General features: G+C 56.7%; 12 protein-coding genes, 1 tRNA gene and 1 pseudogene. 6 read left to right on the top strand and 8 right to left on the bottom strand.

Going from position 1 to position 14,554, the window contains the following annotated elements; genetic code table 11:
* The first annotated feature begins 12 nt into the window (after positions 1-12).
* The 5 genes from JK199_RS07455 (at position 13) to JK199_RS07475 (ending at position 4,586) form a co-directional block, all read left to right on the top strand.
* Positions 13-228, top strand: a complete 216-nt coding sequence (locus JK199_RS07455; protein WP_244984968.1) for a hypothetical protein — start codon at positions 13-15, stop codon at positions 226-228.
* A complete protein-coding gene (locus JK199_RS07460) occupies positions 225-842 on the top strand; it encodes a hypothetical protein (protein ID WP_212374878.1) in 618 nt (205 codons plus the stop codon). Before JK199_RS07455 ends, JK199_RS07460 begins: the two co-directional genes overlap by 4 nt.
* Positions 839-1,909 carry a DUF7146 domain-containing protein gene (locus tag JK199_RS07465; RefSeq protein WP_212374880.1) on the top strand — a complete coding sequence of 357 codons (1,071 nt, stop codon included), beginning with the start codon at positions 839-841 and terminating at the stop codon, positions 1,907-1,909. The genes JK199_RS07460 and JK199_RS07465 overlap by 4 nt, the downstream gene beginning before the upstream one ends.
* Positions 1,878-3,788, top strand: coding sequence for a DUF927 domain-containing protein (locus JK199_RS07470; RefSeq protein ID WP_212374882.1), 1,911 nt, complete (start codon positions 1,878-1,880; stop codon positions 3,786-3,788). Before JK199_RS07465 ends, JK199_RS07470 begins: the two co-directional genes overlap by 32 nt.
* 228 nt (positions 3,789-4,016) lie before the next feature.
* Complete coding sequence (locus JK199_RS07475; RefSeq protein ID WP_212374884.1) at positions 4,017-4,586, top strand: recombinase family protein; 570 nt, start codon at positions 4,017-4,019, stop codon at positions 4,584-4,586.
* Positions 4,587-5,456: 870 nt separating this feature from the next.
* Here JK199_RS07475 and JK199_RS07480 read toward each other — a convergent pair.
* From JK199_RS07480 to mnmE, 6 genes are all read right to left on the bottom strand, one after another.
* Positions 5,457-5,532 (bottom strand) — tRNA-Lys (locus JK199_RS07480).
* A 67-nt stretch (positions 5,533-5,599) separates the two neighbouring features.
* Positions 5,600-6,526, bottom strand: a complete 927-nt coding sequence (locus JK199_RS07485; RefSeq protein WP_212374926.1) for a ParB/RepB/Spo0J family partition protein — start codon at positions 6,524-6,526, stop codon at positions 5,600-5,602.
* Complete coding sequence (locus JK199_RS07490) at positions 6,520-7,311, bottom strand: ParA family protein (RefSeq protein ID WP_212374886.1); 792 nt, start codon at positions 7,309-7,311, stop codon at positions 6,520-6,522. Before JK199_RS07490 ends, JK199_RS07485 begins: the two co-directional genes overlap by 7 nt.
* Positions 7,304-7,900, bottom strand: coding sequence for a 16S rRNA (guanine(527)-N(7))-methyltransferase RsmG (gene rsmG / locus JK199_RS07495; RefSeq protein WP_212374888.1), 597 nt, complete (start codon positions 7,898-7,900; stop codon positions 7,304-7,306). Before rsmG ends, JK199_RS07490 begins: the two co-directional genes overlap by 8 nt.
* Positions 7,897-9,768, bottom strand: a complete 1,872-nt coding sequence (gene mnmG / locus JK199_RS07500; protein ID WP_212374890.1) for a tRNA uridine-5-carboxymethylaminomethyl(34) synthesis enzyme MnmG — start codon at positions 9,766-9,768, stop codon at positions 7,897-7,899. Before mnmG ends, rsmG begins: the two co-directional genes overlap by 4 nt.
* Before the next feature lie 18 nt (positions 9,769-9,786).
* Positions 9,787-11,109 carry a tRNA uridine-5-carboxymethylaminomethyl(34) synthesis GTPase MnmE gene (mnmE, locus tag JK199_RS07505; RefSeq protein ID WP_212374893.1) on the bottom strand — a complete coding sequence of 441 codons (1,323 nt, stop codon included), beginning with the start codon at positions 11,107-11,109 and terminating at the stop codon, positions 9,787-9,789.
* 220 nt (positions 11,110-11,329) lie between these two features.
* Between mnmE and JK199_RS07510 the strand changes: the two genes are divergently transcribed.
* Positions 11,330-11,797 carry a methylated-DNA--[protein]-cysteine S-methyltransferase gene (locus tag JK199_RS07510; RefSeq protein WP_212374896.1) on the top strand — a complete coding sequence of 156 codons (468 nt, stop codon included), beginning with the start codon at positions 11,330-11,332 and terminating at the stop codon, positions 11,795-11,797.
* Between the two features lie 93 nt (positions 11,798-11,890).
* On the opposite strand, the gene JK199_RS07515 is transcribed toward JK199_RS07510, so the two are convergent.
* Both JK199_RS07515 and JK199_RS07520 read right to left on the bottom strand, forming a co-directional pair.
* Positions 11,891-13,906, bottom strand: a complete 2,016-nt coding sequence (locus tag JK199_RS07515; RefSeq protein ID WP_244984983.1) for a M1 family metallopeptidase — start codon at positions 13,904-13,906, stop codon at positions 11,891-11,893.
* Positions 13,907-14,108: 202 nt separating this feature from the next.
* Positions 14,109-14,554: pseudogene (locus tag JK199_RS07520) on the bottom strand (hypothetical protein); the annotation flags it as partial.

Genomic DNA, 14,554 nt, shown 5'->3' on the forward strand with positions numbered 1-14,554 from the left:
AAAGAGGCTGTCATGCCTTTGGTGCTATCAGAAGCCAAAGCAGCTGCCTTGCTCAACCTTGCGCCTCGCACCTTGCAGGCAAAGAGGCTGGATGGCACCGGCCCGGCTTACGTGCAACTCACCAAGCGCCGTATTGGTTACGCGGTAGAAGCCCTCCGTATCTGGGTTGCTGCACAGTCCTGCAAAAGCACGGCTGAAGCCTCTGTAAAAGCCAGAGGTGCAGCATGAAGCGCCCCGTAGAATTATGGAATTGGGGTGATTCTAACGGAAAGCCTGCTTTGCTTACCCGCTTCCTTTATCTCTGTTGGCAAATTGACTGGCAGTTACATGCCACCCCATTCAATTCCGATATGTCCAACCTTGTAAAAGAATACAGCAGGGACTTTACGCCGGGATTTTCAGAAAATGTTGTCATAGGCCTGTCTCAGGCGTGGCTGCACCTCAGTAAGCTTACAGTGGCAGAAAAAAGTTATGAGGAACTCTCTGACGGCAGCAAAACGGAGGGAGCGGAAGAACGCTTCATTCCTATGGCCCCTGCCCTCCGCTGGTTCTGGCATGGAATAGAAAACGATCTTAGAGCCGTTGAAGCAAAAAAATGGCTCCTTTCCATAGGCTGGGCCTCTATTCTCAAACAGGCTGAGAAACGCGATGCTGCCATTAAATTAGTGCTGGCTGGTCACGCTGTATCATATGGCTGCTATATTGAGGAAAAGCCCGCATATACCCGCGCACGAAAAAAAGCTGATCGTGACTGGGAAGAAGCAATGCAGCAATGGGTGCGTGCGGGTGGAACTGGTCCGCAGCCTGACATAGCTGACTATCTCGCCAAGGCTGCGGCATGAGGTCCCGGCCTAATGCCTCCGAACTGGCGCGCCTTCTGGCTGACCACATCACGCGCCTTGCGCCGGAACTGCTACCACGTGGCAAAAAGGACGGCGCAGAATGGCGCGTGGGCAGTCTGGCTGGAGAGCCGGGGCAATCCCTTGCGGTGCGTCTTTCCGGCGCACGGCGGGGCGTATGGGCTGACTTTTCCAGCGGTGAGCGTGGCGATTCTTTGGACCTTGTGGCGGGCTGTCTGTTTGGTGGTGACCGTAAGCAGGCTATGGCATGGGGCTCTAACTGGCTGGGGCTGAGTGAAACCACCAATGCAGCCCCTATCCAGCGCCGTCCCATTCAAGAAAAACTGAATAACTCTCAGGAACTGGACAAAGAAGCACAGCAGCGGAGGGCCAAGGCTCGCCGGTTATGGATGGACACCTCAGCCGGAATAGCTGGCACACCTGTTGAGGCCTATCTGGCAGGGCGTGGCATAGACCTCCGGGCATTGGGCCGCGCTCCCGGTGCCTTGCGGTTTCATCCTGCCGTCTGGTGTGCGGAGGTGCGTAAACCCCTCCCCGCCATGCTGGCCGCAATCTGCGGACCTACCGGAAAGCTGGTGGCCGTGCATCGGACATGGCTGGCGCAATCGCCCTCCGGCACATGGGCCAAAGCTGACCTTCAAAACGCAAAGAAGGTTCTTGGTGGTTTTTCTGGTGGTTGCATCCGCCTCTGGCGCGGAGTTTCCGGCAAGGCGTTGGATTTAGCACCGGCAGGGGATGTAGCGATTGTTGCCGAGGGCATAGAAACCGCTTTGTCCTGTGCCATCGCCTGCCCGGAACACAGGGTTCTTTCTGCTGTCAGCCTCAGCAACATGGCCGCCATGAAACTTCCCGACACACTCACGGAAATTATCGTCGCAGCAGATAACGATACCGGCAATGCCTCCGCACGGAAGGCGCTGGATGCTGCACTCTCACAATTCGCACAGCAGGGCCGCACTGTTCGGCTCGCTATGCCTGAAATACAGGGGCAGGACTGGAATAATGTCCTGACACATCATGACAAAGACACAGGGCCAGAACGGTCGTGACGGTGTGCGCGCAGGCCTGACCTCCGCCAAAGTTGTTTCCATGCCCGGCGCAAAAAGCAAAGCGGCAGGCAAGCGCATAGAGTCTCAGTGCGGCCGGTTTTTCTGTGATGCTCACGGGCTGTTCCGGAAGGCAGCGGACAACAGCAAAACAGACATGAAGCTTTCCGGGCCTGTCTGGATCATAGCCGAAACACGCGGGGCAGACGGTAAAGGCTGGGGCATTTTGCTCGGCTGGACAGACCGGGACGGCCAACAGCATGAACAGGCCTTTCCTCGTGCCATGTTTGCAGGTGACTGTGCGGAACTGCGGAGCCAGTTAGCAGACGGAGGCCTCACCCTTCAGGCAGGCCCAGCCGCCAAAGCCGCTTTTGCAGACTGGCTGGCTTCCATCGCCACAGAGGAACGCGCGTTTTCCGTCAACCGGATAGGCTGGCACACTCTGAACGGTGGCAAGGTTTACGTGCTTCCAGACGGAACCTACGGCAACCTGAAAGAGCGGGTTGTTCTACAAACCTCCGAACAGGAAACAAACCTTTTTGGCGTATCTGGCTCTGCAGAAGGCTGGAAAAGCAATATCGGCCAGTTCTGCAAAGGAAACTCACGCCTTGTTCTGGCAGCATCCACAGGCTTTGCAGCCCCTTTGCTGGATGTGCTGGGACTGGATGGTGGTGGCGTCTCGTTTGTGGGTGCATCCCGTGCAGGCAAGTCCACGGCCCTTGTGGTTGCGTCCAGCGTGTGCGGAGGAACGCCAGAAGGCGGAGCCAAGGGCTATGCCCGGTCATGGCGTTCTACCTCTAACGGTTTGGAAAGCGTGGCCTTGGCAAGCTGTGATGCTCTGCTGCCTATGGATGAAATCGGCCAGCTAGACCCGAAAGAAATTGGTGACGTGGCCTACATGCTCGCCAACGGGCAAGGCAAGGTACGGGCCAGCCGCACAGGTGGCGCACGGGTTACAGCCCGCTGGCGGGTGCTGTTCCTCTCAACAGGTGAAAAGACACTGGATGATCTGAACAAGGAATCCGGCAAAGGCACCAAGGCCGGGATGGAGGTGAGATTTGTGGACACACCAGCCGATGCCGGAGCCGGTATGGGTCTATTTGAGGAAATACACCATTGCGACACCCCCGGAGAATTTGCGGACTATCTGGCAAACGCCTGCGGGCAATTCTATGGCGCACCCTTCCGGGCCTTTATGGAGCATCTGGCAGACCGCTTGGCAGCGGAGGGCATGAGAGAATTCCGTGAAGTCCTGCTGGCACGGATGGACACTATAGCAACCGCCTATTTGCAAAATTGGCCTAAGGCTTCCGGACAGGTGCGCTCTGTAGCACGGCGCTTTGCCATGATTGCTCTGGCCGGAGAACTGGCCACAGAATTTGACCTGACCGGCTGGGACCGTGACACGCCGGAAGTGCTGGTCGGTCTGTGCTTTGCCGACTGGCTGCGGTTACGCGGCACAGCAGGCCGGAGGGAAGACGAACAGGCAATCCAGCAACTCCGGGACTTCATCTCGCGCAATGCGTCTGCCCGGTTTGAAGATTGGGTGGATAAGTCGGCAGAGGAACAGCCTCAGAGCGGAGAAGATGGCAAACCACCGGCAGAACGCTACCGCACCATGAACCGGGCTGGCTGGCGATGTTGGGTCAAAGCTCCGGATGGCCGCTATGTCTGGCGCTACCTGCTGACCTCTGCGGGCATGAATGAAGCCCTGAACGGCTTGAACGCACGGGATGCCAAGAAAATGCTTGTTGAGCGCGGCCTGCTCATTCCGGCCAAAGATGGCAAATTCTCCGAAATCTTACGCCCTCCGGGTCAGGGGCAAGTCAGACTCTACCAAGTGCATCACGATATTCTGGCGGTTGCCACGGGTGACAAGTAAGCCGGACAGGCCGGAGGGTAAGCGATAGCCCTCCGTGCTTTCCGTTCCTGCCTCGCCATGCGTTTTCAGAATGGCTTGCTGTGTTCCATTAGGGCAAGATCTATTGGTACAAATGATATGGAACACTTTTACCCTCGTTTTCTGTTCCAATAGGGTTGTTTTTCGTTTTTTGGGACTATATAGATCTAGGGTCTAGACCTTTTGGAACAGTTTTAGGAACACCCTCACATGAAAATTGGATACGCACGGACTAGCACCACCGATCAGGTGGCAGGGCTTGAAGCGCAAGCCCGTGACCTGTCAGCCAATGGGTGTGAACGTATCTTCCGTGAACAGGTGAGTGGTAGCAGCACAGACCGGCCTCAGTTGAGTGCGGCGTTCGATCACATGCGGGCCGGTGATGTGCTGGTAGTCACCAAGCCGGACAGGCTGGCCCGTTCCACTACGGACCTGTTGCGGCTTGTGGAAGAGGTTAAGGCAAAGGGTTGCGGCCTGATCGTGCTGTCCATGAACGGCATGACACTGGATACCACCAGCCCCACCAGCAAGATGATGCTGACCATGCTCGCCGCTGTCGCTGAGTTTGAGCGTGACATTATGAAAGAGCGGCAACGTGAGGGCATAGCCAAGGCCAAAGCGGATGGCCGCTATAAAGGACGCAAGCCTACAGCCCGGAGTCAGGCGGAACAGGTGCAGGCACTGGCGGCTAAGGGTGTGAGTGCTACGGAGATAGCGAAGCGTCTGGGCATGGGCCGGACCTCTGTTTATCGCTGTCTGGTGGCTTCTGCTACTTCCTGACGAGGCATTGTGCCGTGGGCTGGGTGTGCGCGGGCAGCGCGCGGGTTTCTTTCCCGCGTTTTTTAGCCTTTGGAATGAATAAGGTCGCTTGCTATGCGCTCAGATCATGACAAAACAGGCTGGAAACAATCTTTTTTCCTGTCTCAAAAAGAGAGACTGGCAAGGTGTTTTCTTGGGGGTTTGCTCATAAATGGCAGAAAACAGCCATTCCTACATTCAGGCTGTTACACCTTTTTGGACCGGGTGTAACGGCTGACACCAAAAAGGTGTAACAGATTTTCTATTATAAAACAGATAGTTATGGGGTTTGTTACACCTGTCACACCTTGTACACCTTTTTTTAGGTAAGGGTTGGAAGTGTGGCCGTAAGAGAACTGGCTCAGTCCATGCAGACAGCGCATGGCTCTACCTGTCTCAGCCGAGGGGGGCTGATTAAAGTCTCATGCCGTTTGGGCACCGCAACCGCATCAGGCTCACGCGCAGATTTTTCGCAGGTTTTTGAAATTAATCAAAAAATCAAAGAGAAGAGATAAAAAATCAGGAAAAACAGCAGGAAACAGCCATTTTTCCTCTGATTTGGGGTCTAGTGCCCGAAAAGGGGTGGGGGGTGCTAAATCTCTAGGGTCTATGAGTGCCGGGACCGCGCCATAGGCAAATTTTCATACCCGCGAAATTGCAGGCAAAAGTCACCAGCCAGCGATCAAAATTTTGCGGAGATAACTGAGCCGGAAGGTGCTCTGAGCAGACTCGGGAAAAACCCCCTACCCTGTCAGCACATAAAGGCCCATCAAATGACTCCGGATTGACTCCGGAAAGCTATGAGGGTGAAGCACTCTAAAGCCTGAAAACCACCTAAGCCTTTGAAAAGATTGGTGGGCGCACAAGGGCTCGAACCTTGGACCCGCTGATTAAGAGTCAGCTGCTCTACCAACTGAGCTATGCGCCCTTACAGTTCTTTGAACTGAAGTGGATGCTTTCTATCACCCACTTTCTTTTAAGACAAGTCTGAATTTTCAGCTTTTTAAACGTGCCAGCACATCATCAAGCTGATCAAGGCTCTTATAGTGAATTTGCAGCGAGCCCCCTTTCCGCCCATCGAAGTGAACTTGGACTTTCAGACCAAGCCTTGCGCCCAGATCCCGCTCCAGTGCGGCAATTTCCGGTTCTGCTGTTTTCTTCACCGGAGCAGGCTGAGGCTTCCCTTTGCTTTCCAGTGCCTTCTGCACCAGCTTTTCCGTCTGTCTTACGGAAAGCGCTTTTTCAATAACCTCTTTCGCAGCCGCAATCGGGTCAGGATGCGCGAGAAGAGCACGGGCATGCCCGGCAGACAGGGCCCCTGCCCCAACGGCCTTCCGCACGCTCTCTGGCAGGCGGAGCAGGCGCATTGTATTAGCAACGTGCGGACGGGACTTGCCAATGGCTTTTGCCAGTTCGTCCTGCGTCAGGCTGTAATCTTCCATCAGGCGGCTGAAACCGTCAGCTTCTTCGATGGGGTTGAGGTCGGCCCGCTGAAGATTTTCAACCAGAGCCGCCGCCATGGCGTCTACTTCATCCAGATCACGCACATGCACGGGTACTGTGTGGCATTGCGCCAGTTGTGCGGCACGCCAGCGGCGTTCCCCGGCAATAATCTGATACTGCCCTTTTTTGTCCGGGTCAGGCCTTACAAGAATAGGCTGAAGAATCCCCCGCGCCCGGATCGATTCCGCCAGTTCCTCCAGAGCGCCCGGTTCCATATCCTGACGGGGCTGAAATGGTCCGGGGACAAGCACGTCTACCGATAAAGAACTGACAGGCTGTATCGTCTTAGGCACAGCAGCAGGCTGCGCGTCCCCTGAAGAAGACGCGGCAACCGAGGGAGCAACGTCGCCCAGCAAGGCGGCAAGGCCGCGACCGAGTTTAGGGCGGGCAGAAGATTTACGCTGAGACATGCCTAGGATGCTCTCCCCTTAATTTCCGCCGCCAAAGCCCGGTAAGAGGCGGCACCACTGGCCCGCGGGTCATACGTCATAACCGGCTGCCCATAGCTCTGTGCTTCAGAAATACGGATATTACGCGGGATAATGGTTTCAAGCACATCATCCCCGAAAAAGCTCCGGGCATCCGCTGCAACAAGCTCGGACAGGTTATTTCGTCTGTCATACATTGTCAGCACAATACCGGCCATTTTCAGGGCGGGATTGAGCTTTTTTCTCACCCGGTCGATCGTCTTGACCAGATGCCCCAGTCCTTCCAGCGCAAAGAACTCACACTGCAAGGGAGCCACCACACCATCAGCGGCAACAAGGGCATTCAGGGTCAGCAGGCTGAGGCTGGGCGGGCAATCAATAATGATGTAATCCGCACTCTCCGCCAGCGGGACAAGGGCCTCGCGCAGACGGGTTTCCCGTTCATCCGCGTCCACCAGTTCAATCTCAGCCCCGACCAGCTCGGTATTAGCGGCAATGACGGACAGACCGCTTATTTCGGTTGGCTGTAAAAGGTCGGCTGCGGGCTTTTCATGCATCAGCAGGGCATAAGCCCCGCCCTGCCGGGCATCATACCCGACACCCAGCCCAGTGGAGGCATTCCCCTGCGGGTCCATATCAAGCAGCACGACCCGTGCACCGTCTTCCGCCAGAGCTGCGGCAACATTAATGGCCGTGGTTGTTTTCCCAACCCCACCTTTCTGGTTTGCAATTGCCAGAATACGGCACGTTTTTGTTTTTTTGTCAGACTTAGACACGTTCAAGATTGCTCACTTCAAGAATCACACCATCATGGCTTGTTATGCTGCGGTGGATGCGCACATCCATGTGCCAGTTGCGTCGGGCCTCGGTCAACTCTTCATCCGCCTGCTGCCCTTTCAGGAAAAAGGCTTTCCCATCTTTTTCCAGCAGGGGCGCAGTCCAGTCCAGAAGCCTGCTCAGTGAGGCCAGGGCGCGGGCCGTTACCACAGGGGCCGGAAGGACCTCAGCCTGCTCAATCCGCTCAGCAAGCACCGTCAGGGGAGCCTTCGTGGCCCGTGCAGCTTCCCGCAGGAAGGCCGCCTTACGCTGATCAGACTCGATCAATGTTCCGGGCACACCCGTTGCGATTGAGACAATCACACCGGGGAAGCCCCCACCGGACCCCATATCAATAAACCGTGCCTGCCCGGCCACTAGTGGGGCCAACTGGAGGCTGTCCAGCACGTGCCGGCCCCACACACTGGCAATATCCCGCGAGGAGACGAGATTGATCCTCGGGTTCCATTTTTCCAGAAGAGCTACAAACGTTTCCAGCCGTTCCTGCGTTTCACGTGAAACATGCATTGTTTCTGGCAGGTTCATCATCGCGCAGACGCCTTTTGCCTGACATGCGCCAGAACCGCCACCAGAGCAGAGGGGGTCACGCCCGGAATTCTTTGGGCTGCCCCAAAATTTTCTGGACGGGCACGCTCAAGACGTTCCTTCATTTCTGAACTCAACCCCCCGATTGCGTTAAAATCCATATCTCCGGGAAAACGGATTTCAGCCTCTGCTTCAAGCTGACGAATCTCACGCTGTTGCCGCACAAGATAGCCTTTATAGCGCGCCTGTGTCGTCACGTAATGTCGGGCACGTTCCGGTGCGGCCAGATACCAGGGAGCCAGCTTTTCCAGCACAGCATCCTCAAGACCATATCCCAGAATTTCCAGTAAGGTTCTGCGCCGCCCGTCCAGTGCCACTTTCAGCCCGGCCTGCGCCAAGGCCTGCGGCAGCCAGCCCTCCTGCTCGGCTCTTTCAGTCAGTTCCTTGATATCTGCGCAGTCTTTTTCAAAAACAGCGCGTCGTTCTTCCCCAACGCAGCCCCAGTCAAGGCCAATCTGTGTCAGTCGCATATCCGCATTATCGGATCGCAAAGTCAGACGATATTCCGCGCGGGAGGTAAACATCCGATACGGCTCACTCACACCCTGCGTAGTGAGATCATCCACCATCACGCCAATATAGGCTTTCCCGCGATCAAGGCTGACAGCCTCCTGCCCGGCAGCCCTGCGCGCGGCATTAACACCTGCGAGAAGCCCCTGCGCGCCAGCTTCTTCATACCCTGTTGTTCCGTTAATCTGCCCGGCCAGAAACAGGTTTTTACATTTTTTGAGTTCCAGAGACGTCGTGAGTTCCCGTGGGTCCACGTAGTCATATTCAACCGCATAGCCCGGCTGGGCAATCACTGCGTTCTCAAGGCCGGGGATTGAGTGAATCATCGCCTCCTGCACGTCGGCAGGCAGGCTGGTGGAAATACCGTTCGGATAGATCAGATGCCCGCCCTCGTGCTCAGGCAGAGCTTCAGGTTCCAGAAAGATCTGGTGGCTGGTTTTTTCCGCAAACCGCACGACTTTATCTTCAATCGACGGACAATAACGCGGCCCACGGCCTGAAATTGCCCCCCCATAGACTGCCGAGAGATGCAGAGACTCCCTGATAATATCGTGCGTTTTTTCTGTTGTGAACGTGATGCCACATACCATCTGCGGGTTTGTAATTGTAGTGGTCAGACGGCTGAAGGGTTCGGGGGACGCATCCCCCTTATCTTCCGCCAGACTCTCCCAATTTATGCTGTTTTTTAATAGCCTCGGCGGGGTGCCTGTTTTGAGGCGTCCCATGGTCAGGTTTAAAGACTTCAGGCGCCTGGCTAACGCAACCGCAGGTTGTTCTCCCACGCGCCCGGCAGGCTGGCTTTTATGCCCAATATGAATAACACCATCCAGAAAGGTTCCGGTTGTCAAAACCACCGCACTGGCCTGCCAGTGTGTGCCATCTTCACACACAACACCTTGCACAGCCCCTGTCTCCGAGCACAGCAGATCACTCACAGCGCCTTCAGCACAGGTAAGATTAGGCGTTTCAGCCAGCAGATCCTGCACGGCCTGTTTGTAAAGAAAGCGGTCAGCTTGAGCGCGGGGCCCCTGCACAGCAGGCCCCTTGGAGCGATTGAGCAGTTTGAAGTGAATCCCGGCACGGTCCGCAGCGCGCCCCATAATGCCATCCAGCGCGTCAATTTCACGCACAAGATGCCCTTTGCCAATACCGCCAATGGCCGGGTTACAGGACATTGCCCCAACGGTATCTTTGCGATGCGTCAGCAGAAGCGTGCGCGCACCACACCGGGCAGCAGCAGCAGCAGCCTCGCACCCCGCATGGCCACCCCCGACCACAATCACATCAAACGAACGGTCCATAATCCTGCCGCCTTACCTTTATTTTCCGATACAAAACTGGCCGAACACAGCATCCAGAAGGTCTTCCACCCCCACATGCCCCGTCAACCGCCCCAAAGCCCGCATAGCAAGCCGTAATTCTTCCCCACGCATTTCCGGCCAGTCCTGCTGCAAGGCCCCTTCAAGACACGCACAGGCCTCTTTAACACCTGCTTTATGCCGTGCACGGGTCAAAAGCGGTGCACCAGAGGCTGAGGAGGCCGTCAGAACTTCCACCTTCTGCTCCAGCATAGCTTTAAGCTGGTCCAGCCCCTGCCCTGTTTCAAGGCTGACCGGCATCACCCGATGCCCCTGAACAGCCTGCGGCACAGGTCCAAGATCCGTCTTGTTGCCGATCAGCACACTCGCAGGAAACACCTCCTGCGGTGCGTCGCCTCCGGCAAACATCTGCAACACACAGTCGGCCTGTTTCACGTGAAACAATGCGCGCTTTACGCCCTCAGCCTCAATGGCATCCTCTGTCTCCCGCAGGCCTGCTGTATCAACAAACGTCACACGTACCCCGGCCAGAATACCGCTGATTTCTATAGCGTCCCGCGTCGTTCCCGCTATGGGGGAGACAATAGCGGCATCCCGGTCTGCCAGCCAGTTTAAAAGACTGGATTTGCCCGCATTGGGGGGGCCGGTAATCGCAAACACGACCCCACGGCGGATACGCTCCCCGCGATCCCCTTCCTGAATATGCGTCTGCATAGCGGCGATCAGCGCATGAATTTCATCCAGAAGGCCTTGTTCAACCTCCGGTGGCAGGTCTTCATCCGGGAAATCAATCAAGGCTTCCTGATGCGCCAGAACACGTTTCAGCCGGTCAGCCCAGTCCTGATAGAGGCGGCTGAGCGCCCCGTCTGTCTGCGCGAGAGCCAGTTTACGCTGGCTTTCGGTTTCCGCCTCAACCAGATCGGCGACCCCTTCAGCTTCCACCAGATCCATGCGGCCATTCATAAATGCCCGGCGGGTAAATTCTCCGGCTTCTGCCGGGCGGGCGCCGCCTTCAACCAGAGCCTCCGCCACCGCTTTGATGACGGCTGGGCCGGCGTGCAGATGGAGTTCAAACCCATCCTCCCCCGTGTAGCTTCTGGGGCCGGGAAACCAGAGCACCAGTGCCTCATCCAGAAGGTTATTCCGGGTTTCAGCATCCTGCCACACGCGCCGAAGTGCTGCGCAGCGTGCTCCCGGAAGGGGGCCAATCAGCTTTTTCAACAGTGTTTCACTTCCCGCACCACTGACGCGCATGACAGCAATCGCCGCCCGCCCAAGCCCGGTAGATAATGCAAAAATTGTGTCTTCACCCTGATACGCCACGGGGATGTTTTCCTTCCTGCATAATCTCTGAAAAGCCTGAGTGTTCTGAAATACTGGCTTTATCCGCGCTTTCTAAAACAAATCGGCATGCAAGTGGCAGCTAAAAACGCATCCGTGTTTCCAGCCAGACAGTCGCGCTGTCTTTCTTAACATGACAAGCCTCAGGCTGCCGCGCATACTATGGGCCTTATAAAGCCCCCATTATGACGGACAAAGACCCATGCCCCAGCTTTCTCTCCATTCCCCCATCGGGCCGCTGACCCTGACGGAAGAGGACGACAAAATCATCTCGCTCGACTGGGGCTGGGGGCGAGACCAGACAGAAACACCCATGCTCTGCGCCGCGCGGGACTGGCTGGATACATGGTTTGATGATCCGAAAGCCGCAGGTGATTTTCCGTTCCCGCTGGAACCCATCTTTGGCACGGACTACCAGAAGCGGGTGTGGAACGCGCTCTGCGCGATCCCGGTCGGGACCGTTAAAACCTATAAGGAACTGGCACAAGACGTGGGGGGAAGCGCCCGCTCTGTCGGGCAGGCCGTTGGCCGCAACCCCATTCCCATTCTGATCCCCTGCCATCGCATTGTCTCTCAGACCGGACTTGGCGGATATTCTGGTGACGGTGGCATAGACGATAAACGCTGGCTGTTGAATCTTGAAGGGGCACCCATTCCATCAGGCAGCTGAAACAGCCTGCCTGATGGCTGGAGCGCCCCTTCCTGATATGCCACTCTTATACGGACACTCTTTATAACAGACACACCTGTCAGGGCACGTCTGTCAGGGCACGGGGGTGCCCTGAAGAGTTGGTGCAGGCGTGGCTGCGGGAGCCGCGGCATGCGCCGAAGTCAGCTTGACGCTGAAGCTGTTATCCGCACGGTTCAGATCCGGGATCATGTGATCAGGGTCCAGCACCGCGGAGCGAATGGCCTGTTTGCCCGGAATCTGGAGCGTGACCGTATTGCGCTGATACCAGGTTTCCGTAGGAATGGTCAGCCGGGCAGAACTTCCGTCCATCCATGTAATGGCCAGCACCACAGGCAGAGGAAGCCACCCTTTGTTTTCAACTTGCACGCGGGCCCCCTGCACGGGATTCCCATTGACGTAAGAAACAGATTTCAGGCTGTAATCCGGCCCCCAGTTATGGAAATACCAGCCCCGCCAGAACCATGAGAGGTCTTCCCCGGCCTCGCTTTCCATCACCCGGAAGAAGTCAGACGGTGTGGGATGCCGGAAGGCCCAGAGCGCAATATAATGCTGGAACGCCCGGTCAAACCGCTCTGCCCCCAGTATCTGCTCCCGCAGCAGTTGCAGGCCATAGGCGCCCTTAAAATACGTCACGCTATGACGATATTTTTCAGAAATCAGGTCAGACGGCGTCATCAGAACCGGGGCTGATTTATCTTTCAGCACCGGCACAATATCATCGGCCGGGCGCCCGGTCTGCGGCGCAAACTCCACATCCTTTTTGGGGGCAAATTCCCCGTGGTTGAAATGGTCCGAGGCATACACGTCAATAAACGTATTGAAGCCTTCATCCATAAAGGCATTCCGGCGCTCATTGGAGCCAACAATCATGGGGAACCAGCCGTGCCCCAGTTCATGAGTTGTCACCCAGAACAGCTCTGCTCCGGCATCGTCCTTACCGTCAAAAACTATGCCCGGATATTCCATGGCGGCACCATGCCCGCCAACATTCACCGCGTTCGGCCAGGGATATGCAAACCATTTGCCCGAAAAATACTCAATGGCATGTTTTACATACTCGGTTGAACGATCCCATTTTGCAGCTCCGGCAGCCTCTGCGGGGTAAACCGACATCGCCAGACGCGGGGCAGGATTTTTGGCATCCCCTTTCTCAAGTGGGGGCAGGTCCAGCCGTGCAGCATCCCAGAGCAATGTGGGAGACGCCACAAAAGCAACATCCCGCGTATTGGCCATATGGAATTGCCAGGTCTGCATCTCCGTTTGAGGCTGACGCACAAGAGCCTTTACATCATCCGCCGTGCGGATCTGCACACGCGTCTCGCTGGTAGCCGCCTGAGCCAGACGGGCTTTTTCCTGCGCGCTCAGCACGGCATCCGGGTTTGTCAGCACACCGCTCCCCGCCACCAGAAATCCTTTTGGCACGGTAACACTGTAGTCAAAATCTCCGTAATCCAGATAGAATTCCTGCCCAAGATACGGGGCTGTATCCCAGCCGCGCTGGGCGTCATACACCGCCATGCGGGGGTAGAACTGGGCGAGTTCATACATCTCACCATCCCGGTTCTGGCTGTAAGCCGTACGGCCGCCCCATTCCGCAGGGATCGTATAATGCCATGAAATCTTCAGGCTCAGATGCGCGCCCTTCCCCGCCAGAGGCTGCGGCAGGGAGAGTTGCATCCGGGTGTCTGAAACAAGCGGTGTGAGAGGTGTTTCATGCCCATCCAGACTCACGGCCACAGCCTCAATCACCATCCCATCGGTGTGGTTCTGGAGGCGCTGTGGCGCGGCATAGGCCCCGCGTGAGCCCTGCTGATAAATATTCTGGTCCAGTTGCAGCCAGAGCGTTGAGAGACTTTCCGGGCTGTTATTGGTGTAAGTCAGCGTTTCACTGCCAGACAGGGTATGTGTGGCGGGGTCAATATGCACATGGATGGTGTAATCAGACCGGTTTTGCCAGGCCATAGGGCCGGGAGCCCCGTTACCGGAATGATAAAGATTGACCGGCTGAGGGTATGAAAGCGGCGCAAAAATCTGGAACGGATCCGGCTCCGCAGCCTGTACGGCCGAGAAGGCGCTCCCGGCCAGCAGGGCCGTCAGAAGCCCTGTGCGGGCTGGACGGATGAATTTAAAAAGCCACGTTTTTTCAAAACTGCCAGACACCGTCGCACCACCTTTTCACACAGATTCTTGTCTGTCCGAGAGGGTAAACCAGAATGGTGCCGGAATAAAAGAAAGGCCGCCTGAGAGGGTATGTTCTCAAGACGGCCTTTTCAGAACTGATAAAAAGAGATCAGCGTTTATCGCAGCTTTCCGTTAAGGAATTGAAGAACCGCCCGGCGCTGCAATGCACCACATCAGACCCCTGCGGCGCCGCCTGAGGGGCCGTTCCGTAATAAGCCGGTTGCGTATCAGAGGGATACCCTCCCTGCGCCACAGGCGCTTCCGTAGGCTCAGCATAGTAAGACGGAGGGGCATACATGGTCTGAGGTGCCTGATAGCTCTCCTCCGCAGCAGAGGCTGCTGCAGCGCCTATAGCCAGACCAACCACGGACCCGAACGCAAAAGGCGCGCCCCAGCCCCAGCCGCCACCCCAGTAGGGGCTGCCCCACACACCATATCCCCAGCCATAGCCCGGATACCCCCAGCCGTAACCGGGGTAACCCCAGCCGCCGCCACGGTAAAAGCCACCCGGCCTGCCGCCCCAGCCGGGCCCGCCGTGAAAGCCGCCCCTGAAGC

The organism is Acetobacter persici (genome assembly GCF_018256955.1).
In the GTDB taxonomy this organism is placed as follows: domain Bacteria; phylum Pseudomonadota; class Alphaproteobacteria; order Acetobacterales; family Acetobacteraceae; genus Acetobacter; species Acetobacter persici.

Bases quoted from the DNA above. Each gene is read 5' to 3' on its own strand.
- JK199_RS07455 (WP_244984968.1), top strand. From the start codon at position 13: ATGCCTTTGGTGCTATCAGAAGCCAAAGCAGCTGCCTTGCTCAACCTT.
- JK199_RS07460 (WP_212374878.1), top strand. From the start codon at position 225: ATGAAGCGCCCCGTAGAATTATGGAATTGGGGTGATTCTAACGGAAAG.
- JK199_RS07465 (WP_212374880.1), top strand. From the start codon at position 839: ATGAGGTCCCGGCCTAATGCCTCCGAACTGGCGCGCCTTCTGGCTGAC.
- JK199_RS07470 (WP_212374882.1), top strand. From the start codon at position 1,878: ATGACAAAGACACAGGGCCAGAACGGTCGTGACGGTGTGCGCGCAGGC.
- JK199_RS07475 (WP_212374884.1), top strand. From the start codon at position 4,017: ATGAAAATTGGATACGCACGGACTAGCACCACCGATCAGGTGGCAGGG.
- rsmG (WP_212374888.1), bottom strand. From the start codon at position 7,900: ATGATGAACCTGCCAGAAACAATGCATGTTTCACGTGAAACGCAGGAA.
- mnmG (WP_212374890.1), bottom strand. From the start codon at position 9,768: ATGGACCGTTCGTTTGATGTGATTGTGGTCGGGGGTGGCCATGCGGGG.
- JK199_RS07510 (WP_212374896.1), top strand. From the start codon at position 11,330: ATGCCCCAGCTTTCTCTCCATTCCCCCATCGGGCCGCTGACCCTGACG.